This window comes from Runella zeae DSM 19591, from assembly GCF_000423565.1.
Taxonomy (GTDB): Bacteria; Bacteroidota; Bacteroidia; order Cytophagales; family Spirosomataceae; genus Runella; species Runella zeae.
In genome coordinates this window covers 24,272-45,974 of record NZ_KE384043.1, presented here as the reverse complement: position 1 = coordinate 45,974, position 21,703 = coordinate 24,272, and the positions used below count along the sequence as shown (strand labels likewise).

15 protein-coding genes are annotated in these 21,703 nt (G+C 41.3%); 4 read left to right on the top strand and 11 right to left on the bottom strand.

What is annotated here, in order from left to right:
* The first annotated feature begins 38 nt into the window (after positions 1 to 38).
* Together G563_RS0129190 and G563_RS0129185 are read left to right on the top strand one after the other, a co-directional pair.
* On the top strand, positions 39 to 425 hold the full coding sequence (locus tag G563_RS0129190; RefSeq protein WP_028668451.1) for a DoxX family protein: 387 nt from the start codon (positions 39 to 41) through the stop codon (positions 423 to 425).
* A 273-nt stretch (positions 426 to 698) separates the two neighbouring features.
* Positions 699 to 1,526, top strand: coding sequence for a DUF2911 domain-containing protein (locus G563_RS0129185; protein ID WP_028668450.1), 828 nt, complete (start codon positions 699 to 701; stop codon positions 1,524 to 1,526).
* A gap of 363 nt (positions 1,527 to 1,889) precedes the next feature.
* Here the strand turns inward: G563_RS0129185 and G563_RS0129180 are convergent, their stop codons facing one another.
* From G563_RS0129180 to G563_RS0129150, 7 genes are all read right to left on the bottom strand, one after another.
* The gene (locus G563_RS0129180) at positions 1,890 to 3,818 is read right to left on the bottom strand and encodes a histidinol-phosphatase (RefSeq protein WP_037328517.1); all 1,929 of its coding nucleotides are present in this window, start codon (positions 3,816 to 3,818) and stop codon (positions 1,890 to 1,892) included.
* Between the two features lie 137 nt (positions 3,819 to 3,955).
* A complete protein-coding gene (locus tag G563_RS0129175) occupies positions 3,956 to 4,999 on the bottom strand; it encodes an MlaD family protein (RefSeq protein ID WP_028668448.1) in 1,044 nt (347 codons plus the stop codon).
* Between the two features lie 14 nt (positions 5,000 to 5,013).
* Positions 5,014 to 5,772: an ABC transporter ATP-binding protein gene (locus G563_RS0129170; RefSeq protein ID WP_211235324.1), complete on the bottom strand. Its 759-nt coding sequence runs from the start codon at positions 5,770 to 5,772 to the stop codon at positions 5,014 to 5,016.
* A gap of 15 nt (positions 5,773 to 5,787) precedes the next feature.
* Positions 5,788 to 6,573: an MlaE family ABC transporter permease gene (locus tag G563_RS0129165; RefSeq protein WP_028668446.1), complete on the bottom strand. Its 786-nt coding sequence runs from the start codon at positions 6,571 to 6,573 to the stop codon at positions 5,788 to 5,790.
* 195 nt (positions 6,574 to 6,768) lie between these two features.
* Positions 6,769 to 7,173, bottom strand: a complete 405-nt coding sequence (locus G563_RS0129160; RefSeq protein ID WP_037328515.1) for a GNAT family N-acetyltransferase — start codon at positions 7,171 to 7,173, stop codon at positions 6,769 to 6,771.
* 46 nt (positions 7,174 to 7,219) lie between these two features.
* Positions 7,220 to 7,996 carry a tetratricopeptide repeat protein gene (locus G563_RS0129155; RefSeq protein ID WP_051211277.1) on the bottom strand — a complete coding sequence of 259 codons (777 nt, stop codon included), beginning with the start codon at positions 7,994 to 7,996 and terminating at the stop codon, positions 7,220 to 7,222.
* 63 nt (positions 7,997 to 8,059) lie between these two features.
* On the bottom strand, positions 8,060 to 9,379 hold the full coding sequence (locus G563_RS0129150) for a DEAD/DEAH box helicase (protein WP_028668443.1): 1,320 nt from the start codon (positions 9,377 to 9,379) through the stop codon (positions 8,060 to 8,062).
* 345 nt (positions 9,380 to 9,724) lie between these two features.
* Between G563_RS0129150 and purQ the strand changes: the two genes are divergently transcribed.
* Complete coding sequence (gene purQ, locus G563_RS0129145; protein ID WP_028668442.1) at positions 9,725 to 10,411, top strand: phosphoribosylformylglycinamidine synthase subunit PurQ; 687 nt, start codon at positions 9,725 to 9,727, stop codon at positions 10,409 to 10,411.
* 412 nt (positions 10,412 to 10,823) lie between these two features.
* Here the strand turns inward: purQ and tamL are convergent, their stop codons facing one another.
* The 4 genes from tamL to G563_RS0129125 form a co-directional block, all read right to left on the bottom strand.
* Complete coding sequence (gene tamL / locus G563_RS0129140; protein WP_051211276.1) at positions 10,824 to 13,169, bottom strand: translocation and assembly module lipoprotein TamL; 2,346 nt, start codon at positions 13,167 to 13,169, stop codon at positions 10,824 to 10,826.
* 21 nt (positions 13,170 to 13,190) lie between these two features.
* Positions 13,191 to 17,957, bottom strand: a complete 4,767-nt coding sequence (locus G563_RS0129135; protein ID WP_028668440.1) for a translocation/assembly module TamB domain-containing protein — start codon at positions 17,955 to 17,957, stop codon at positions 13,191 to 13,193.
* Between the two features lie 76 nt (positions 17,958 to 18,033).
* Positions 18,034 to 18,768, bottom strand: coding sequence for a hypothetical protein (locus G563_RS0129130; protein ID WP_028668439.1), 735 nt, complete (start codon positions 18,766 to 18,768; stop codon positions 18,034 to 18,036).
* Between the two features lie 162 nt (positions 18,769 to 18,930).
* Complete coding sequence (locus G563_RS0129125; protein WP_028668438.1) at positions 18,931 to 19,914, bottom strand: pyruvate dehydrogenase complex E1 component subunit beta; 984 nt, start codon at positions 19,912 to 19,914, stop codon at positions 18,931 to 18,933.
* Positions 19,915 to 20,684: 770 nt separating this feature from the next.
* Between G563_RS0129125 and G563_RS0129115 the strand changes: the two genes are divergently transcribed.
* Complete coding sequence (locus G563_RS0129115; RefSeq protein ID WP_028668437.1) at positions 20,685 to 21,578, top strand: OmpA family protein; 894 nt, start codon at positions 20,685 to 20,687, stop codon at positions 21,576 to 21,578.
* The last annotated feature ends 125 nt before the right edge of the window (positions 21,579 to 21,703 follow it).

Sequence of the window (21,703 nt, the reverse complement as noted above, 5' to 3'; positions counted from 1 at the left end):
GTTCTCTCCACTTGCCCATTCTCTAATTTTCCTAACCCATGATGCTTTTACGCATAGCAGTAGCGATTATCTTGTTGACGCACAGCCTCCCAGTCATGTTAAACAATGGAGTCAACGATTTTGGCAATCTATTTCTTAACCAAATTGGTTTTGCACCCTTAGGGGTTCCTATTGCATGGGCTGTCAAAATCTCTCATGTCGTTTGTGCACTGTTATTAATAGTCAATAAATACATCAAATGGGCAGGATTTATGACAATTTTGGTACTCCTTGGCGGTATCATACTTGTGCATTATCCCGAAGGATGGTTTGTGGTCGGAAATGGCCGCAATGGAGTTGAATACAATTTTCTGTTGATTTGTACTTTGATAGCCATTATGTATCCTGACGGATTCAGAACTTCCTTTTTCTTGACTAAAAAGTAAACAACACTTCCCTACACAACTACTATACTTTACTGTTGCATAGATTTTTTTTCCAAAATTTATGAGTACACCTGCTGTCAGCAAATAAGCTGGGGAGGTGACCTCTATTGTATAAACACCTAAAAATCAACAACAAAACCCATTTTATTTTCAATATTTTATTTAAAAATGTACACTTATGAATCATTTGTGTCGTTATTGAGTTTTCTTTTCAGCTAATAGCCGATAGACATACGCATTTAGTTTTTGTTAAACAAAACCTTAAACAAACCAATGAAAAAAGTAGTTGTACTTCTCTGTGTTCTTCTTTCAGTAGGTGCTTTTGCCCAAGGTATTAAGACACCTGCGCCAAGCCCCACCCAAACAATCAAGCAAGATTTTGCCCTTTCTTCTATCGAAATCAACTATTCTCGGCCTGTTATGAAAGGTCGTAAAATCTTTGGTGACTTGGTACCTTTCGGAAAAATCTGGAGAACTGGCGCCAATGGTGCGACCAAAATTACTTTTGGCGAAGATGTAAAAGTAGGCGGTGTGCCTGTCAAAGCGGGTTCTTATGCTATTTATTCAGTACCTAACGCCAATGAGTGGGAAATCATCATCAACAAAGGTGCCAACAACGGTGGCCTTACTGGTTACAAAACTGAAGATGACGTAGCTCGCTTCAAAGTAAAAGCGATGCAACTGCCTTTTGAAATTGAATCTTTCACTATCATTTTGGCTAACGTTACGGCATCGTCAGCTACGGTTCAAATTTTATGGGAAAATACCGCCGTCGAATTCCCGGTTGAAGCCGACATCGATAGCAAAATCATGGCACAAATCAACACCGCTATGAGTGTAGATAGCCGCCCTTATTTCCAAGCAGCAAGCTATTATTTCGACAATGGCAAAGACATCAGCAAAGCACTTGAATGGGCAAATAAGGCTGTAGAAGCTCAACCTACTGCTTTTTGGGTATTGCACCTTAAAGCCAAAATCCAAGCCAAAGCAGGTGATAAAGCGGGCGCTAAAACAACCGCAATGAAATCTATCGAATTGGCAAAACAAGCCAAAAACGATGATTATGTAGTACTGAATCAAAAGCTAATCGCTACTTTGTAAGATTCTTAGCTCAACGTAAAATCCCTTGGTTTTCAGTGAAAAACCAAGGGATTTTGTGTTTTAAGCAATAGCGCAAAATTTTTCCCGTATTTGAGCCTTGTCCTGAAATAGTTTGCCCAATTAATTTACAATTAAACAGGTCGAAAATAAAGGTAGAAATTACCTTTTTAGGAATTCGAAAAACTTTGATAAGGTTTGAAACCTTATCAAAGCTAAACTTTCGCGCCTACCCCTTTTTTAGTTTGTTTCCATGTTAATCAGAGTCCTTCCAAGTTTTGAAAACTTGGAAGGACTCTGATTACTCAAAAAAGAGGCAGATGCGTTTTGTTTTAGCCCTTAAAAGTATTATTTAGAAATTCTGAACTACGGTTTTGCCAACAAAAACTCCTTTACCAATTCTAGTTGGTCGGTACTTAGGAAATCTGCACCCGCCTGCCGTAACTTTTTCCAAACTACAGGGTCTTCGGGACAAGCCCACAAACGTAGCTTTTTACCTTCGCTGTGTACTTTTTGTACCAACGTCTTCAATTTCTGAAATTCGGCTTCTGGCATCTCCCCTTTTCCTCGCCATGTCAGGTGATTGGCGTAATTGTCGCTTACGACAGGCATTAAATTGGCACTCATTTTCTTGCCCAAATCCCCCGGACGTCCGTCCAAAGATGCTAATCTTTCTTTGGCTTTTTTTAAGGTTTCGATAGGCCGATTACCCGAAATAAATACCGTCACTGCATTTATCTTAGGGGTATTACCTTTATAAGAAGTAAACAAAGGTCGGTACTTTTGTAACAATTTTTCTAAAGCAAGATACGTACTTTCAGCCTCGGTTTTGAAATCAATCATCAAATAAAACGGCCCTTTATAGTCCGCATACACTTGTCCATTGTTTTGTGAGATACGTTCTTGAAGTGGTTTGAAATACAAATTTTCGAGCGTATTTGCTGCGTTGTTGAAAGTAGGGCGCTCATGCGCCACAAAAAGCGTATCATTGATAAGATATACATCTGCTTCTACACTCGTAAATCCTTGGTCGAGCGCATCCCACAAAGGACGCGATTGTTCATAATCATTGTGGGCATGTGCATTGGGCAGGGGCACGACATTCGCCCTGACAGGAGGAGCTTGCAGTTTTGCTATGGGTTGAAGCCAAGCCGTTTCGACATCTCCCGCCGCAAAAGGATTGTATTTAGGTTTGTTGGAAATAATTTTAGCCCGTACCATCAAATCATCTTCGCCCAATGTATAACTTGATTCTGTGCCCTTGATTTCCTTAAAAATTTCTGTTTTATCTTTTCCTTTTTTGAGACCAATCCACTGAATGGTATATTCAGTCTTAGGTTCTGCCTTGATTTTAAAAGAAATAGACTCGGGTGTTTGGACACATTTTTCAAGCTCTACGCCGGAAGTGGCATAAAACCGCCCTGCTTCCATCGCTTCTATGAGAGAGCGAGGTGATAAGTCAACCGCGTTGACCATTACCCAACCACGGCCGGTATTGCTAAATTCTAAGCCAAAAAACTGGTAATTATGGCTATCGTCGGTAGCAAGTCCATACATTAGCGGACGCCCTTGTTTTAGGAAATGTACATTGATTTTATCCCACATGGTTTCGGTGCCGTCGCGCTTATCATCGCCATAATTGTTGACCAAAGGATGCCCATTAAACACCTCAAAAAAGCGTTCGTAGCGCAATTGCATCAAATCTTGCGCCGTAATGGCATAATAAAAATTGGGGTGATTGATATGAGGAAACATCGGCTGCCCTGTCTGACGGCGCTGCGCCACTACCAAATCAATATTGTTTTGCATCACCTCTGCTACGCTGTTTCCCCTTTGTGGCCTAATGAGGTTTTGTAGATTGGTCATATTGATATGGATAGGCTTGCTATCATAACCCGTAGAAACCTCCTCGCTTTTGATAATCAAAAACTTACCCACTTCGTCAAAATAGCTGCGGTATTCTTGGAGGTTTTTGAGGCGAACCTTGAGGGAGTCGTTGGGGCCTTTTTTGTAAGTGACCCAATCGGGGCCAAAAGTGCGTAGATAGCGCTCAAACGTACGGCGACGCTCTGGTACACGTGGTACATTTACCCACTTTTCGCCTTCTTGAAAGGTATTATGATCTGATAATCCCACAAAATGATAACCGTTGGCTTTGTACCACTCCATAATCATTTCGGGATAATCGTCGCCGTCGCTCCATAACGAATGCGTATGTAAATTGCCTTTGTACCAGTTTTGAGCCTGAGCAACCGATAGCCCAACAAACAAAAAAAGGAAGAATAATAAGCGCATCTCAGAGAAGAATATTGATTGATGCTCACATAAGGCGCTTATCTTCCATTTCTAACATTATGATATCATTAAGGCTATTATGGTCTCATTGTTCCAAGTCTTACAAATAAGCCTACTTTTCACAACCACACCTAGCACTACTTCGGAATCACCGTGACTTGACTGAGGGTATCTGCTTTTTCTTTTTCGTCGTTTTGTTTTTTCTTTCTGAAATATCTTCTAAACAAAAAGTTGTGTTGTAATGCTTCTAGGTTTTCGTCCAGTTTGGCCGAGCCACTCTCAAGATTTTGAAGGATTCCTTTTACATTTTGGGCGGTTTTGGCATCATGAAGCAATACACCCACCGTACTATTTCTGTCATTGGCAAGTTTTTCACTAGTCTCTTGTAGATTGGCCATCATGACTTTGGCCGAGGTTGAAGTTTCGCGAAGCATACGAGAGGTTTCACCTAAAGTATTGACCGTTTGCTTCAAATCACCATACATCTGCTTATCTGTCATCAAATCGTTGACAAAATTGCCTTCCGTATTGAGGTTCTTGGAAAATTGAGCCAAAGAAGCCGTAGTGGCTTTAGCATTGACGGTAGCGGCTTCCAACCCACTCAAAGTAGTGTTTAATTTGGTATATAAATCATCTTGAGTCAAAAGCTTACCCACTGACCCTTGACCACCTTTAATACTATGAATCAGTTCTTTGAAATCGGTCGTAATCGCCAGCAAATTTTTATTGTTTTCTTGTAAGGTTTTTATCATTTCTTGCTGCGATTCTTCTTTAGATACGTGAAATTGGTAGCCATCTTCTACCATATCGGCAGCAGCGGAGCCCCCCGATACCACGATGATAGTATTTCCAATGAGCCCGTCAGAACTTACTTTGACGGTCGCATCTTTTTTGATGAACTTTTGGGAAGCTTCTTCAATCCCAAAAGTCACTTTCACTTTTGAGTTTTCTACAAAATCAATATGTTTAACGGTCCCTACTTTTACTCCCGAAAACCATACATTGCTTCCCCGAGTTAGACCATTGACATCGTCTAAGATAGCATAAGCATCTATTTTATTGACAAACGTCTTGCGCATAGTGCCAATCATCAATATCCCTGACACTAAAATAAGGATACCCAAGACTACAAATAGACCTACTTTTACTTTATAGTTGTTAGACTTCGGCGCAGATTTCATGCTGTATATATGTTTTAGTCTTGAAGTTTGGATTCAATAAAATTATAATCATAAAAGCTACGAATACGAGGATCGGCATTAGAAAACACCTCCTCAAACGTACCTTGATACTTAAATTTTCCGTCAAAAAGCACGGCTACTCGGTCGCCCGTTTCTTTGGCACAAGTCAAATCGTGGGTAATAATGATAGAACTTGTTCGGTATCTTTCTTTCACCTCGTTCATCAACTCATTGATTTCTTGGCACGTAATAGGATCCAAACCGGCCGTAGGTTCATCATAAAGCATGATTTTGGGATTCATAATGAGCGTACGAGCAATCCCAATCCTTTTGCGTTGCCCTCCCGACAATTCTGAAGGCATTTGGTCGAGTGTTTTTTTGAGCCCTACTCCATCTATTACCTCTTCTACGGCCTTATCGATCTCGGCACGTGTCATATTTTTAATGTTTCTGACGAGCGGAAACTCCAGGTTTTCGCGCACGGTCATACTATCGTACAAAGCACTATTTTGGAACGAAAAACCTATTTTCAAACGCAAGGCGTTGAGTTCTTTTTTATCTAAATCAGGTACCGACTGCCCAAAAACTTTCACTTGTCCTAGGTCAGGCGAGAGCAATCCCGCAATGATTTTAATCAATACCGACTTTCCCGTTCCCGAGCGCCCCAATACTACCACATTCTCATTTTCGTACACGTCCAGATTGACACCAAGCAATACATCAAGGCTTCCAAATGATTTATATAGGTCTTTTATTTCAATGGTTTTCTCCATGATTGGGGTCTATTTTTAACGAAACCAATTGGTGACTTGTACAATAAAAATCTCTTCAATAAATATCAAAAACATGGAAAGTACTACCGAAGAGTTGGCCGCTTTTCCTACACCTTGGGTACCATTGCTGGCGTTGAAGCCTTTGTAGCATCCAATCATCCCGATGGTAAAGCCAAAACTGACGGCTTTGATGACGGCCGTAATCACATCCAAGAATATGATACTATCAAACCCTTTTTCAAAAAACGCGAAGAGATTGGTGCCTTCGTTGACCGCAACATTTAAAAAACACCCTGCCAAAGCCACCAACGCACAATAAAAAGACAAAATAGGAATCGTAATCGTAGAAGCCAACACCCGCGTAACCACTAAGTATCGGATAGGATTTACGGCCGATACTTCCATGGCATCGATTTGCTCGGTCACTTTCATAGAACCTAATTCGGCGCCAATGCCCGACCCAATTTTACCAGAACAAATCAGAGAAGTCACCAAAGGTGCCAACGCCCTCACGATAGCAATAGTGACCAGAGAAGGCAACCATGAAGTAGCCCCAAATTCCATGAGCGAAGGCCGAGACTGTTTGGTAAAAACGAAACCTGTTACAAAACCCGTCAACGAAATCAACGGCAGCGAACGCAGCCCAATGTGATAGCATTGACGTACAAATTCATTGAATTCAAAATCGCCCGAAAAGGCTTCCTTGAAAACCAATTTTACAAATTCGAAGGCATTGTAAAAACCTAATAACCAATCATCTATTTTTTCAGAAAAAACTGGCTTTGTTGCTTCCCTGCTCATATGTTGGTACTAGTGTTTCGATTTTGTGACGTAGATTTTACTCAAAATTTTAAAGAAGTAACCTTAAAAAATTATTCCACAAGACACTGTAGAATAATTTCCCCAAAAGTATTGTACAAAGCAAATACATTTCTAAAACGTTGATTGTGCAAAAAAACGTAGAATTTTGGGTAAAAAATTTCCCTTCTTCGCCCACTACAACATTTTTAGCATTTTGACATAAGGAATAGGACCTTTGTAGAAAATTACTCCTTCTTGGTACATCCCAAAACGTTGGTAAAAAGGAGCGGCCTCTAGACGCGCATCACACCAAATTTGAGTAGCTTTTTGTAAAACAGCCTCCTCAAATACCGCTTGTAACAAAGCCGTGCCGATGCCTTTTTTTTGATAATTGGGATGCGTAGCAAACTTGCGAAAGCGGGCGTGGTGCTTGGTATCTATAAAAAGAGAAATCACTGATACGAGCTCATTTTCTATAAAATACCCATAATGATAGCCCGCCTCATCTTCGGGCACTTTTACAAAATCAAGTGGCTGCTCAGGCCACAAAACCTGGTGACGAAGTGGGTAGGTATCAGCAGCGGTTATTGTACGAATCATGACCAAAAACAATTGCGGCACTGCCTTTGGTGACAGTGCCGCAACTTTAATTTTGTGTACTAAAAATCCCCTCGGGGTCGCATTTTTTGGAGAGCAGTTCTTTCATAAATTCATAATCTAGAAGCTCCGCATCTAAGAGCCTAGTTTTATGAAGATTAGCCCACGCAGCGTCATAGTTTTCTTTGTGGTATTCAAGAACCGATTTTTTGAGGTAGGCATTGGCGTTGGTACTATCGATTCGGAGCACCCTAGTCAAGATTTGGTCGGCCTCTATCAACTCCCAATTGTCTTTGCTTTCTTTGAAATGAATCAAATCTACCGTAGCCAAATCTACCAAAAGCCCCACATTCATGGAGTCGATATCAGCGCCTTTTCGGAGCATTCTTTCGGCATCGGTAAGGTGGCCTTGATGATAGCACATCACACCCAATCCCCACAAACAATCACTGTTTTTATTGTCGAGGAGATAGGCCAAATTGAAACGATAGCAGGCCGTATCTAGCTCTCCTTCTTGCAGATAATCCCAACCACGAGCCGAAAAAAACTGACTTGCCTCGCTACGACTTGCAAAGTTTTGATCACACTCATTTAAGAAGTGTATTTCAAACTCTATTTGTTCTACACTCTTACTCGTTTCTCCAAAAAGAGGAAGCAGATGAGGGTTTTTGACAGCAGGAGCGGATTCGTTAGCAACTTGTGTACTAGTATCGGCAGGGCGACTACTACTCACAAACTGCATGGCCTGAGCCGATGCTACCACAGGGGCTAAGATTGCCCAAAAAGACCCCAATACAAAATGACTAAGTGACAATATCTCTTTCATACGCTACCAACTCATCAGAACGTCATAAAAAACGTTTCATTCTTCACATTATTATCTCAATCTTCACTTTTTTCGTTTGTTACCGTTTTTTCTTGGCGATATGGTTTGCTTTTTTTTAGGCTTCGAATCTACAAATTTTTTATGTTTCTTTTCATGAAATGCCCCTTTAAAATTTGGGTCTTCTTTTCGACGCTGATTGTCGAGTTCACGAAGCATTTCCTGTTTTTCTTCAAAGGGGGTTTCGGGCACATCTACGTTTGGGGGCATAGGAGTCCGCGGAATCGTCATCCGAATGATTTTCTCAATTTTGGCAATATGATATTCATCCGACATGGTTACAAACGTAATGGCCTTTCCTTCTTGGTTGGCACGTCCCGTACGCCCAATACGGTGTACATAGTCTTCGTAGATAAGAGGTACATCAAAATTAACGACATGACTTACCATCGTCACATCTATTCCTCGGGCGGCTACATCTGTAGCGATTAAGATACGAACATTGCCTTCTTTAAAAGCTTCCATGGCATTGATGCGGGTATTTTGGCCCTTATTGGCATGAATTACCCTCACTTCGTCTTCCGAAACTACCTTGCGTTTCAAAAATTTGTAAATATTCTCCGCTGCTTCTTTTGAACGTACAAAGACCATTCCCCGCTGAAAAACCGCTGCATCCTGAACAAGATACTCCAACAAATTGATTTTGGCTCTAAAATTGGGTACTTCAAAAATCACCTGCGCTACGCGTTCGGCGGTGGTGGCTTGGGGGGTTACTTCTACGCGAACGGGTGCTTCTAAAAAATTTTCAGACAGGCGCTCAACTTTAGGGGGGAAAGTAGCCGAGAAAAGCAAATTTTGTCTTTTGCGGGGAATTACCTCCAAAATCCGATTGATTTGGGGCATAAAACCCATGTCCATCATCTTGTCGGCTTCATCAAGAATCAAAGTCGTAAGCTGCTTGACTCCAATCTCCCCTCTCAAGTACAAATCCATAAAACGCCCTGGGGTAGCCACAATAATATCTACTCCTTTTTGGATATTTTCGATTTGCGTTTTGGGACCTAAACCGCCATACAATGCGACATACCTCAAATCCGTAAATTTGCCTAATACGCCAATTGCTTCGTGGATTTGCATCACCAATTCACGCGTGGGTGCCAAAATGAGCGCTCGAGGAGTTTGTCCTTGGGCGTATTTGATACGCATCAACAAAGGCAACACATAGGCGGCGGTTTTGCCAGTGCCTGTTTGGGCGATTCCCAATACATCGTGCCCCTGCAATACCAACGGAATGGCCTGCTCTTGAATAGGGGATGGCGTTTCGTATCCTGCCTCTGCTATGGCATTGAGAAGCTGTCGGTTGAGGTTAAAATCTTCAAAAGTCATCGAAATCAATTTAATTCTAAAAAAGAAAAGGCGTTAGTTTTAGGTACGCTTTTCGGTGCTTGGTTGTTCGTAATTCAAACAAAACCCACCCAATCACAAGGGAGGGAGTGTTTTTACGGATTTATTCAGAAAACAAACTAAACAACTGAATATCAATCATATAACACATAATTGATTGTTCAAAAACAAAATGGCTTAGTTGTGCTTTATTATTTCTAACGTACTCAATTCCAAATACATTCAAAGTTACAAGAAGTTTTGTTACGAATAGCCCAACGAAAATCTTAACTTTGTGGCCGAAAAGTCACTTATTCATCCGCTTAGTTACTCCATCTTATATTATATATGAAATTCGGCGTAGTAGTATTTCCAGGCTCCAATTGCGACGATGACACCGTCTATACCTTACGGGTCAATTTAGAACAAGAAGTTGTTAAACTTTGGCACAAAGACCACGACCTCCAAGGTTGCGATTTTATCATTTTGCCGGGTGGTTTTTCGTACGGTGACTATTTACGTACGGGGGCGATTGCCCGCTTTTCTCCCATTATGAACGAAGTAATCGCCCACGCCAATCGGGGAGGATATGTAATGGGAATTTGTAACGGATTTCAGATTTTGGCCGAAGCAGGTCTTGTACCGGGGGTATTGCTACGCAACAGCTCTCAACGCTACATTTGCCGCAATGTGTATCTAAATCCCCAAAGTAAATCAACGATTTTGACGGCAGGTCTCGACCGCGCTGCTTACAAAATTCCGATTGCACACGGAGACGGACGGTATTTTGCCGATGAAGATACCCTCAAAAGCCTTAATGACAACGACCAAGTGTTGTTTAGATATTGTGACGAAAATGGGCTTATCACCGAAGCCGCCAATCCTAATGGTAGCTTAGAAAACATAGCAGGAGTTTCTAACGCTGGTAAAAATGTGTTTGGAATGATGCCTCACCCCGAAAGAGCTTCTGATGATGCTCTAGGTAATGCCGACGGGCGCTTTATCTTAGAGCAACTTTTGGCCGTAACTGCCTAAAAAAATTAAGATCAAAAACATGAATCATCCCGACTTTAGATGATTCATAAAAAAACCTTCAGATTCGTGTTTGAGTAGGTATAAACTCTCAAATGCAAACAGAAGGTTTTTTTTGCTTATTATGGTAGCTTTTTACAAATATCTTTTGATTTTACCCTTCCTGTTATGTTTGACTTCTCCGAAGTCGTTTTTTTGTTAGGGACTTGAGAACTACAAACATTGAGCCTCTCCGAGGCAGAAAATAAGAAGGCTGTTGTGAAAGAATAGCATCACAGAAGCCTTTGCAATAGGAAGTTCTTCGCCTTCACACCAATAACTTCAGAGAAGTCAAATCTAAACTATTTGTCTTAGCTTTTACGACAAAAATTTTCAGATCTTAAATGCTTGCTTGGGATGATTCATGTTTTAGAGGCTAGAATGAATACCCAACGGCAATATTGAAAACCAGATTTTCTTTCCGCCAGCTTTTGTTTCCAAAATCAAACTGATTGAATACCCATCTCTCATTTTCGGGAAGCCAAGGCTTACGGAAAGGCGTAGCCAAATCTAAACGTAACAACACAAAAGGCGTAACAATCCGCAGCCCTAACCCTCCTCCTACGGCTACTTGCTTGTAAAATTGATTGGTAAATACGGCATTATCTTCGGGTAGATAAAATGAATCATCATAATTTCGATACATCCATATATTACCGGCATCCACAAACATCGCTCCTTCAAAATATTGGCTAAATCTCAACCGTAATTCAGTACTCGCTTCCAAGCGAATATCACCAAAAGAGGCATTTCCGAAAATACTCGCCGTAACCGAATCGGGCTGATAGCTCCCCGGGCCTAAAGTACGCGCCCTAAAAGCCCGAATACCGTTGGTTCCCCCCCCAAAATACTGTTTAAACTGCGGCATTGATAACGAATTCCCATACGGTATCCCGACTCCTGCCAATACCCGACTGGCCCATTTCATGGTTTTACTCACCTCTCGATAATAACGCATCTCAAAATCGAAGCGAGCGTATTGTTCATAAGGGATTCCAAACACCATTCCCACTTCATCACGCCCTTTGGCAAGTAACCCCGCTACATTACCAGCTATATCGATTCCGCCCGTAAATACAAAGTTGTTTTTACTTAATGGCCGAGGTGTAGGCGTATACGTAACATTGTATTGTGCCCCTAAAATGAGCCTATTCTCCAAAATTCTGAAATAGCGAAGTAAGTCTTGGGGTTTGGCAAAAGGGTCTGTAATCAAATTCAAAAATGCCTCTCCGTTGATATTGGTAGGCTGCACTATATTGAGCGCAATCGGCAATAAGGTATGCTCAAACTCGGTGCTTTTACGCCAGCTATACCCCCAATTAAACTTAATGGAGGTTTGGGTATAAAGCCCCTGCTGAGTCAACCGTTCAAAACCCGTAGTCAAAGTGGTTTTGGGAAGACCTTGACTTTTTTCGGGCCTTACTCGATAAAAAGGCAAAACAAATCTTGGAAAAGACAACTCGGCTTCAAAACTTGTACGATAAAAATCTCTGACATTGGCGTTGCGATTACCCCCTAGCTGTACGTCCAAGCCAGCCGTGGCATTGAGACGAAGCTGCTCTGCACCTCTAAAAAGATTGCGGTTGAGCCAGGTTAGATTAAACTGCGTACCAGTGAGGTTATTAGACTTGGTCACGGCACTTATTTCGGCCCGAAGTGTTTTCTTTTTGAGCGGAGTCAAGTAATAATATACATCCAAAAATGCTGAATCTGAACGAGGAACCAATTCAAATTGATTTTTGACAAACTTAAAATTTTTGAGGTTGATGAGGCGCGAAAGCGACACATCATGCACTTCGCTGCTATACATAGCCCCTCTACGAAATCCAATGGCATCAAAAAAGATTCTTGGTTTATACGATTGGGAAGGGTCCACAATTCGGACACCGCTTCTTCGTCCCACTAGACTCGGCACAGTATCTTTTTTCAGACTTCCATTGTCAGAAATAACATAGATGTTTTGAATAAAATACGTTTTTAGAGCCAACTGCGTCGTATTCGGTTTAAGCTCTACGTACAAATTTACCTTATGATTATTGAGGTTAGTATCCGCTTTGACGATGAGGTAATCGGGGCGAAAATAATAAAACCCTTGTTTTTTAAGTTCACGTTCTACACGATTCCGCTCTTCCTCAATCACACTCAACCGATACGGATTTCCTACTTTAAGGAGTGTTTTTGGGGCAACATCACCTAGTCTTTTAGAAAAGACGCTAATGTTTGAATCAGGTTTTATAAACTGTACACTATTGATAGTATAGCGAGGTTTCAGATATACCGTATAAGTCGCCTTTGATTTACGCTTGCTTTCGGTCAGCTCTCCCGTAGCGCTCGACCTAAAGTAGCCTTCATTGTTGAGATAATTGCCTATGATAGCACTGTTGGTGGTGACAGCCCGACGGCTCGCAAATACAGGTGGCTCCCCAAATCTCTTTCGGAACCATCCACGGAAGCTTTTTTCTTTTTTAGGCTCTCCCAGTACATAGTACAACCATACTTTGTAAGGAAACCCCAGCAGCACCGTATTGGGTTTGGGCCTTATGATAGGCTCTATTTCTTCTTTTACTGTTTTTGAAACTTTAGATGCAATCGTCGAATCCGCCACCATTTTTACTTCGGCACCCGTATATATGCTTTCATTGGGAGGCAAATAACGCGAAACCGAACAGCTAGAGAGCCATACAGCCAATAATACAAAAATGATGTTGAATCTTGTAATCACGCTTAATCCTGTTTTCTAAAACTATTTTTTGAAAATTTCCTTGATTTTGTCGTAATCCATTACCACCGCAAAACTCACTCCTGTTTCCACAATAAACCCTTCCAAAACCGCTTGGTATTGGTTTTTGCGATAAGCACGGAAGGCATAGCGGCCATCACGAGTAAGGTTGTAATTGATATTGACATTGTCAACAATCTCCGTCGAACGGGCTGCTCTCGCTCCGTTTTCAATTTCAAAATTACGTCCCACGTTGACAGTCAGGCGGTCGTCCAAAAACGCTTTGCTCAAGCCCACATTCAAATCGGTTTGGGCAGCATTGCCAGTAGCCGTAGCTACCGAAGTAGAGTTTAGATTGAAATCTAGCTTTACCCCTTTTATCAAGTCAGAAGCCAACATATTGAGCTGATCGGTAAGGAGTTTGCTTACACTTTCACGGGCGATAAGCTCAGGATTGACATTGGAAAAGAAATCGGATGATTGCTCTCCCGAAAATTTATTCAAAACCAATAATGAAAAAACTTGCTTGTTCATCATTACGGCGTTGTTTCTCATTTCGCCAAAAATATTATCGTTATTGAGTTTGCTAAGATCATCACTTGATAGCTTAGTAGCATCAGGACGTATATCAAAACTGATTTGCGGTTTTTCTAAGCTTCCCTGCATTTTGAGCAGTACTTGCAAGGGTACTTTACCATATTTAGCTGCGTCAGCGTTAAGTGCTCTTAGTTCGGCCGTAACAGGATACACCGCCGTAATATCAACATCAGCTTTCATGGGGTCGCCTGCCCAAATAAGGCGACTACCTTTTTGGATGGTAAATCCACGCTTTAAGATTTCAAATGTCAAATCATAAGAACCTTGCGTGATTTCGTATAATCCTAAAATAAACACTTGTCCACTTTCTGAAATACCAGCATTTAGCTGAGCATTTCCCCTTACTTTGAGATTGTCGCCGTTGAGTTCATCCACCACAATAGTCAGTTGTGAACGGTCATCCGCTTCTAGATTGAGCGATATTTCGGAGCTATAATGTGGTGCTTCTTCTTTGGTACTATCTACCCCCATAGCCGCAGGGTTTTTGAGATTGACAAATTCCACAATCCCTTCGGCGGCATTTTCTCCAAGCGATTCATCAGGCAAAATAACCGTAATGTCACTTCCTTCTTTCAACTTCACTGACCCATCAATCGTAGGTGTACTGCCTACGCCTGCCACGTGTAAATTTGCATCTACAATACCTTTGCCGTAAAAGAACTCGTTTTCTTTGCGGGTAGCATTGAGTACCGTAAAATTCTTCCCAGCTATATTGAGATCATAAGCTACTTCGGGTACCTTAGCTATATTGATTTTACCGTCGATTTGTAAGGGCTGATTAGTAGTATCACTCACTACAAATTTCTGAAGGAGGATTTCTGAACCCTTAAATTGCAAATCGCTTTTGTTGATTCGATAAGTGGCGCCCAGTTGGGTCACATTAAATGAAACACTATCAAAAGCCATTCGACCTTCAATCTGAGGCTTGTCAATCGCTCCTTTGATAGTAGCTTGCCCCGATAAGCTTCCTTTCGTACGACGTAGCTGACCTGCGCTAAACGCCTCTACAGTCTGCATCCCTAAGCGAGCAATGTCTAATTTGAGATTCAGCGGGTTTTTGTTTTTAAGAAGATAATTACCCGTCAGCCTTACATCATTTTGGGGGCTTTGAAGGGTGGCTTCCGCAGCGATATTATCAGCTGACTGATTATCGGCTTTCACCTTCAAGTCTCCTATCAAGATGTCCGTAAACTTAAGATTACGAATCGAAAAATTGCCCGTAAAAACAGGCGTTTGAGTATAGTTTTGCAGAAGCACATTACCAGCCAATACTCCTCCTACGAGCATAGAATCGGCAGCTATCGCTACCAATGGGCGTAGATTGAGGCTATCCATTTCTACTCTGATAGGCCCATTGGGGATATTTGTTTCGCTATTTACAAAAAGCCTTTGACGGTTTTGGGATAGTACAAATTGCCTGACCAATAGCCCTTCTTTTCCAAATTGGACATATCCCGTAGAATCGGCCTGCCAAGGCTTATAATCTAATAGCAACGCCCGACGACGTAATTGCAGACGGTAATTGCTCCCCACTGCCGCAAGTGCTCCTTCTACTCCATGTCGGTCTTTATCAAGAGAATCTTTGAGCACGAGATTAAAACCTACGATATTATTGGCAATTTGCCCCTCTAAGTTAGTACGTTTTATTTGGTAGGTATTGTACGTAATTTTGTCAACATGGGTATGGTATTGGGCTTTATTGTTAGCGCCTATCAAGCTAAAAGTTGCCTTTTCGACGGTTGAGCTATCGTACTCTATCAAAGGCGCGATAAGGCTCATTTTTAAAGTAGTATCTTGCTGACTATTGAGCTGCATCGAAAACCTCACGGTATCCATTTTGGTCAGCTCTGGTACAAAAGCTTTGATAGCAGGGTGGTTGGCCACTTTTCCATCCAACACAAGCTGATAAGGCTCCGTAATAGGTTTGTATTTGATATCAGGAACGGCAAAATACCGATTGATTTCGGTCAACACTATATCCGCCAATTGGGCATAGCGAAACTGTCCACTAGCTTGGGCTTTCAAAAAAGGAGCTTCTATGAGCGCCAAACGTTGTCCCTTTTGATTCTCTAGTCTTACTTGAACCTCTTGAAGCGGTATTTCTTTGCCGTCTTGGATCAACACGCCATTTTCTACGCTCAAAGTCCCGCGAGGGTCCTCAGGATTGGTAGATACAAAATCTACTTTAATCTTTCCTTTTATTCCCAAATCCTCCGCATACAAATTCAGTGGTTTAAAACGTAGCTTTTCAATCTCTACTTCCGATTTTACGACCGGAAATTCTGTGCTCAAATCAGCCTGCGCCGAAAGCCGTAGGGTAGCATTTGCGTCTTCTATGTCGGCTTTAAAATCTGCCACTTGTTGCCGATAAGTCCCCGCTAAGTTTAGATTGTTGTAAGTATATCCTTTAACATCTGCGCTCTCAAGCGTACCTTTCAAATCAGCTTGCAGCGTTTTTGGGTCAATCCCTTGTCCATCTACGGTTACCGACAACGACAACTTACCCAACTGCTCAGGGGGCTGTTTCAGCAATTTTCCCGCATTAAACTCTTTTAAAACTAAAGTCCCTTGATAAGCTTGATTTTTGGCTTTTGCAAAATTTTTCAAATTACCGTCAAAAGCCGCTTCTCCCAAATCAGACCCTAATTTAGTATTGATAGTGAGGTCATCCGCTTTGCCTTTTAAAGTACCAGTCATCACCAATCGGCCAGGTATGTCAATCGACGTAGGCAAGGCATCTTTGGGCAAGAGTCGTTCGATGTCAGCTTTGGTGGTAGCCAGTTCGCTTAGTTTTAAGTCTAATATGACTTTTGTAGGTTCGGGCAATCCCGCTATTCTACCTTCCATTTTTAGACGTGTTCCTTGCAAGGTACTTACGTCTATTTTTTTCAAAATAAGATTTCCCACTTTGCCTTCTACCACGCCATTGAGTTTGACAACAGCATTGGGATTTTTGTCAAAGGGCGGGGTTTTACGAAGCGATGGCATCCAAGTCAATACATCCTTAAAACCCAGCTTGCTATCTTGTAGATTGATTTCTACGGCTAGATTCCCGATATTTTTTGATAATTCTTCGGGCGAACGATAGCGGAGTATGGCTTTGTTACGAAGCGTAGTTTCATTGGTTTGTACCAACAGATTTTGAAGAGACGCCTGCGTATCCGAATACACAAAGTTGGTTTGAAACTGCCGTAATACAAACCCTCTTTTTTCGGCCATACTAGCCGATTTAAGCTTACCTTCAATCAAATTGGAGGTAAACTTAAAATCTTCGAGTAATGTATTGACTTGACTAAGGTCTATGTCCAAGCTATCGGTTTTATAAACCAAACTTGAATTGTTTAAGGCTAGTTTTTTGAGTGATACGGCTAGTTTTTCTAAAAACAACTGTTCACTTTCAAGCTCCAACGTCCCAATCTTTGCGCCTGTTTTGAGTTTTTGTGTTTCGTCAACATAATTTAACTCATAGTTTTCTACACGGATTTTACCCAGCTTTATATCTAGAGAATCAGAAGCTGAAGACACCACCACGGCACTATCAGAAGCTACGGCAGGAGCGCGGAGCGGCGCATACATTCTCACGGAGCCTTTGCCTTCATTGAGCAGTGTAGTGCTCAAATGATAACGATTGTAGGAAGGATTGAAAGCCGAAAATGTCACTTTTGAATCCTTCAGCCATAGCTTCGCATCGGTCCCGATGAGGGCATCGCGGTATTGTAAGTTGACGTTTTTGAGTGATATAGCATCAAGGCGCATATCCAAAGGGGTCGATGCCGTATCGGGAGCAGCATCAGGACTTGCAAAAGCTTGTGTAATAAAAGCAAAATTGAAAGTAGTATCAGGTAAAGTTCGGTGGACATTCAGTACAATATTTTCCAATTGTATTTCATTGATACCTACTTTATTTTGTAAAAGGCCCCAAACATCCAAATCCACAAACAAACGCCCACCCGCCAGTAAAGTATCCCGATGTTTGTCTTCCAAATACACCTCCTTTAACTCAACCCAGTCGGGCAGTTGAAACCTCACTTGAGCTACTTCTACCCGCGTTTGGAGTTTTTGCCGCAAATACGACACTACCCTCCGCGTAAGCCAGTCTTGACCTGCTCCTGTTTGCAACCAAACAATCGCAGTTCCCAAAAACAGCAATAGCCCCAGGAAAATAAACAGGATGATTTTACCGACTTTTCTCAAAATGCTATAAAATGCTAACGCTGCACTTCTAAAAGCGCATAGTTAAGGTGGATAATTCGAGCAATAAATTACTCTATTACTTCACAAAAGAGTCATCCGGGAGTTTGGCGTTGAACTCTACTGTGGTAGTTACTTTCATTGTTTTTTTGTCGATGCTACTCACAAAAGTCGATTCAGAAGGATACGACAATCCATACGCTGACTTAGTGTATTGAGTATGGTCACGGGTCTGGATTTCATTGGTAGGTAGCGTCAACTTTTCTCTAATCAATTCTCCTTTGAGAGCATCAAAATAGAGATTGTATTTTACGCCTTTCCCTTCCAATTCTACATTGTAAGCTTGCTTTCCATTGATGGTTTCTTGGCCCACTACGGTAGCAATGTAGCCTTTTTGGGCATAATTGTAAAAAGGCACCAAAATGTCTCCTAATTCCCGGCGCATGGTTTCTTTTTCTTTATCGCTTAAGGCACTTGTTTGGAATTGGGTTACTTTATCACGGCTTCCAATAGGTATCTTTACCCAGCCATCGGTACCTCTCACACCATATATAAAATCACGCTTCATGATAGTCCTGATTTTGGAAATTGCTTGAAGTGGCATTGAGCCCCTTATTTCTAAATCATAGTCATTGGCGGTACCCGCCCGATACGATTGCTTGATAGAATAGGTCTGAACACCATCCCAAAGTGCCTTACCACCCGTAGCGGTATAATACTTGTTAAAGATACTGTCGGCCGGAATGCTTGTCTGAGCAATGACACCCACTTGAGTAGCCGCTACAATCAAAAGAGTTTGGAGGTACTGTTTCATAGGTAAAAAGATTTTTGGATTAATAACTCCAAAAATATTGGTTTATGATATTTAAATCCTCAAAAAAATCGTGCCAAACAAAAAGCCCCTTGATAGGGGCCTTTCATTATAGCAAAAAAACTTTAGTCTTTTGGTATATTTCTAAAATCGAACTCAAAGCAATTAATTTTGGTAAGTCACTGCTTTTACAGCATCGATGGTACGTTTTACGCTTGGCAATGTTGCTTCTACCAAAGTAGGGGCATATGGCAACGATACGTCCATGTTGTTGACACGGATTACGGGCGCATCCAAATAATCAAACGCTTTGCGTTGAATCATGTAAGCCAACTCAGTAGCGATTGATGAAAGCGGCCAAGCTTCTTCTACTACTACACAACGGTTGGTTTTCTTTACGGAATTGATAACAGTGTCATAATCAATCGGGCGTACAGTCCTCAAATCTACTAGCTCGGCATTAATGCCCATTTTCGCTAATTCCTCAATCGCAGGATTGACTACCCGTGGAATCATCTTACCAAAGGAAACAATCGTCACATCACTTCCTTCTTTTTTCACTTCAGCTTTGCCCAATGGAATGATATATTCTTCTTCGGGCACTTCCCCTTTGTCGCCATACATCAACTCTGACTCCATAAAAATCACCGGGTCATTGTCACGAATAGACGCTTTAAGCAAGCCTTTGGCATCATATGGATTAGAAGGAACGACCACCTTCAAACCAGGTGTGTTAGCGTACCAATTTTCAAAATTTTGTGAGTGCTGCGCTCCCAATTGCCCCGCATTACCGGTAGGTCCCCGAAATACAATAGGGCAGCTATATTGCCCACCTGACATCGAAAGGATTTTAGCAGCCGAGTTGATTACTTGGTCGATAGCTACCAAAGAGAAATTGAAAGTCATAAACTCAATGATAGGCCGCAGTCCGTTCATACCCGCTCCTACTCCAATCCCCGCAAAGCCCAATTCGGCGATAGGGGTATCAATAACTCTCTCTGGCCCAAATTCGTCAAGCATCCCTTGACTCACCTTATAGGCTCCATTATATTCGGCAACTTCTTCTCCCATCAAGAATACGCTCGCATCACGGCGCATTTCTTCAGATAGGGCCTCACGCAAGGCTTCACGGAAAAGTATTTGTCTCATTGTATGTCTAAAATTCGGATTTGAGTTGAAAACGGGCGTAAAAATAGGAATTTTTTGCAAAAATGGTCTAACCAAACCAGATATACCCCAAAATCCCTGCCTTTAACATAACAATATCTTTGATTTTGCTCCGAATTAGTGCCTTTTTCAGAGAGTTAGGTATCTATTGTTTTAGGTACATTTTTAGGTTCTTTTTGGAAGGTAGCGTCACGAGAAGGGTTAGGTTCTACTTTTTCTATATTAGCCAAAACAAAATCATCCTTTTGAATCAATGTCGCCAACACACCTTGCATCTCCATCAGTGCAAATTATAGTCGTATAAGCACACGAAAAATTTTGCTCTATTACTTACCACCTTTCTGAGATGAGTAAGAATTTTGAATTTTTTCAAGAAAAACTAACCAATGCCAAGGTGTGACCTACCCAAAGCAGCTTGTGAGCTACTGAGATTGATGGAAGTTTTTTTTGCTTCAATAGCATTCAAAAGGCATTTTTTAGTAATTTTGAGGCGTATACTTCCTTCATTAGTTTACTTTCTTTAAATTTATTTTAAAAAAGCTAAACAAATCGTTAAAAAGCTCAGATAGGCGTAGCCCTAAACGTACAAATTGGCGTAATTGGTATTGAAACAAGAGGGTTTTTAAAAAATCTATCCCAACTAACAGTAAAAAGTTATAGAAATGGGCTTACTTTTGCAGTAAATTTGTAAAAGTATCCTAATAATTTTCAATAAAACCTAACTACAAACATCCACTTTAACCTCATACAAAATGAGAAAAATTATTTTGTTTTCCTTATCTGTTCTTTTGTTTGCATCTTGCAATAAGAAACAATTAGCACAATTAACCAAAGACAAAGCTGAGCTTCAAGCCTTGCTCGACAAAAACAAAGCTGATTGTGACGCGCTTACGGCCAAACTCAAAAATGACGTGAGCGATTTGCAAGGCCAAATCAAATTGAAAGATGGCGACATCACCAATGAAAGAGCAAAATTGAAAGCTCTTGAAGATGAAATCGCTTACTTGAAACGTACCAACACCAACTTGCTTGACCGTCTTTCGGACTTGTCGATCGTAAGTAAAGATGGTGCCGAAAGTATCAAAAAATCATTGGATGCACTTAATCGCCAAAGTTCTTATATCCAAGACCTTAACTCTAACTTGCGCCGCAAAGATTCTCTTAACTTGGCGCTTGTGATGGCACTTAAGCGCTCTTTGGAAAATATCAACGATGAAGATGTAAACATCGAAGTGAAAAAAGGAGTGGTGTATGTTTCTCTTTCAGACAAAATGTTGTTTAAGTATGGTAGCTACGATATCACTTCACAAGCTGAAAGTGTATTGGGCAAAATCGCTAAAGTCGTAAACGACCGCAAAGACTTCGACATTTTGGTAGAAGGCCATACCGACAACATCCCTTACAACAGTGCCTCAGTGTTGGAAGACAACTGGGATTTGAGCGTGAAGCGTGCTACTTCAGTGGTACGTTCACTTCAGAAAAAATACGGAGTTGCTCCTGAGCGTATGACTGCGGGTGGTCGTGGCGAGTTTGTACCCAAAGTCGCTAACTCTGATACCAAAAGCCGTAGCGTAAACCGCCGCACTGAAATCATCATCTTACCAAAATTGGATCAATTCTTCCAATTGTTTGAAGCTGGTAAGTAACCTTTATAAAGTAAGGTTTTAGGTCCTTGCTTGTATGCGAGCGATGTCTTTTGGGGCATCGCTCGTTTTTTTGTTAGAAATACATAACTTCGTAGGGATTTTTCGTTATTTTACCACGAAGTATA

Bases quoted from the DNA above. Each gene is read 5' to 3' on its own strand.
- G563_RS0129190 (WP_028668451.1), top strand. From the start codon at position 39: ATGATGCTTTTACGCATAGCAGTAGCGATTATCTTGTTGACGCACAGC.
- G563_RS0129185 (WP_028668450.1), top strand. From the start codon at position 699: ATGAAAAAAGTAGTTGTACTTCTCTGTGTTCTTCTTTCAGTAGGTGCT.
- G563_RS0129180 (WP_037328517.1), bottom strand. From the start codon at position 3,818: ATGCGCTTATTATTCTTCCTTTTTTTGTTTGTTGGGCTATCGGTTGCT.
- G563_RS0129175 (WP_028668448.1), bottom strand. From the start codon at position 4,999: ATGAAATCTGCGCCGAAGTCTAACAACTATAAAGTAAAAGTAGGTCTA.
- G563_RS0129170 (WP_211235324.1), bottom strand. From the start codon at position 5,772: ATGGAGAAAACCATTGAAATAAAAGACCTATATAAATCATTTGGAAGC.
- G563_RS0129165 (WP_028668446.1), bottom strand. From the start codon at position 6,573: ATGAGCAGGGAAGCAACAAAGCCAGTTTTTTCTGAAAAAATAGATGAT.
- G563_RS0129160 (WP_037328515.1), bottom strand. From the start codon at position 7,173: ATGATTCGTACAATAACCGCTGCTGATACCTACCCACTTCGTCACCAG.
- G563_RS0129155 (WP_051211277.1), bottom strand. From the start codon at position 7,996: ATGAAAGAGATATTGTCACTTAGTCATTTTGTATTGGGGTCTTTTTGG.
- G563_RS0129150 (WP_028668443.1), bottom strand. From the start codon at position 9,379: ATGACTTTTGAAGATTTTAACCTCAACCGACAGCTTCTCAATGCCATA.
- purQ (WP_028668442.1), top strand. From the start codon at position 9,725: ATGAAATTCGGCGTAGTAGTATTTCCAGGCTCCAATTGCGACGATGAC.
- G563_RS0129130 (WP_028668439.1), bottom strand. From the start codon at position 18,768: ATGAAACAGTACCTCCAAACTCTTTTGATTGTAGCGGCTACTCAAGTG.
- G563_RS0129125 (WP_028668438.1), bottom strand. From the start codon at position 19,914: ATGAGACAAATACTTTTCCGTGAAGCCTTGCGTGAGGCCCTATCTGAA.
- G563_RS0129115 (WP_028668437.1), top strand. From the start codon at position 20,685: ATGAGAAAAATTATTTTGTTTTCCTTATCTGTTCTTTTGTTTGCATCT.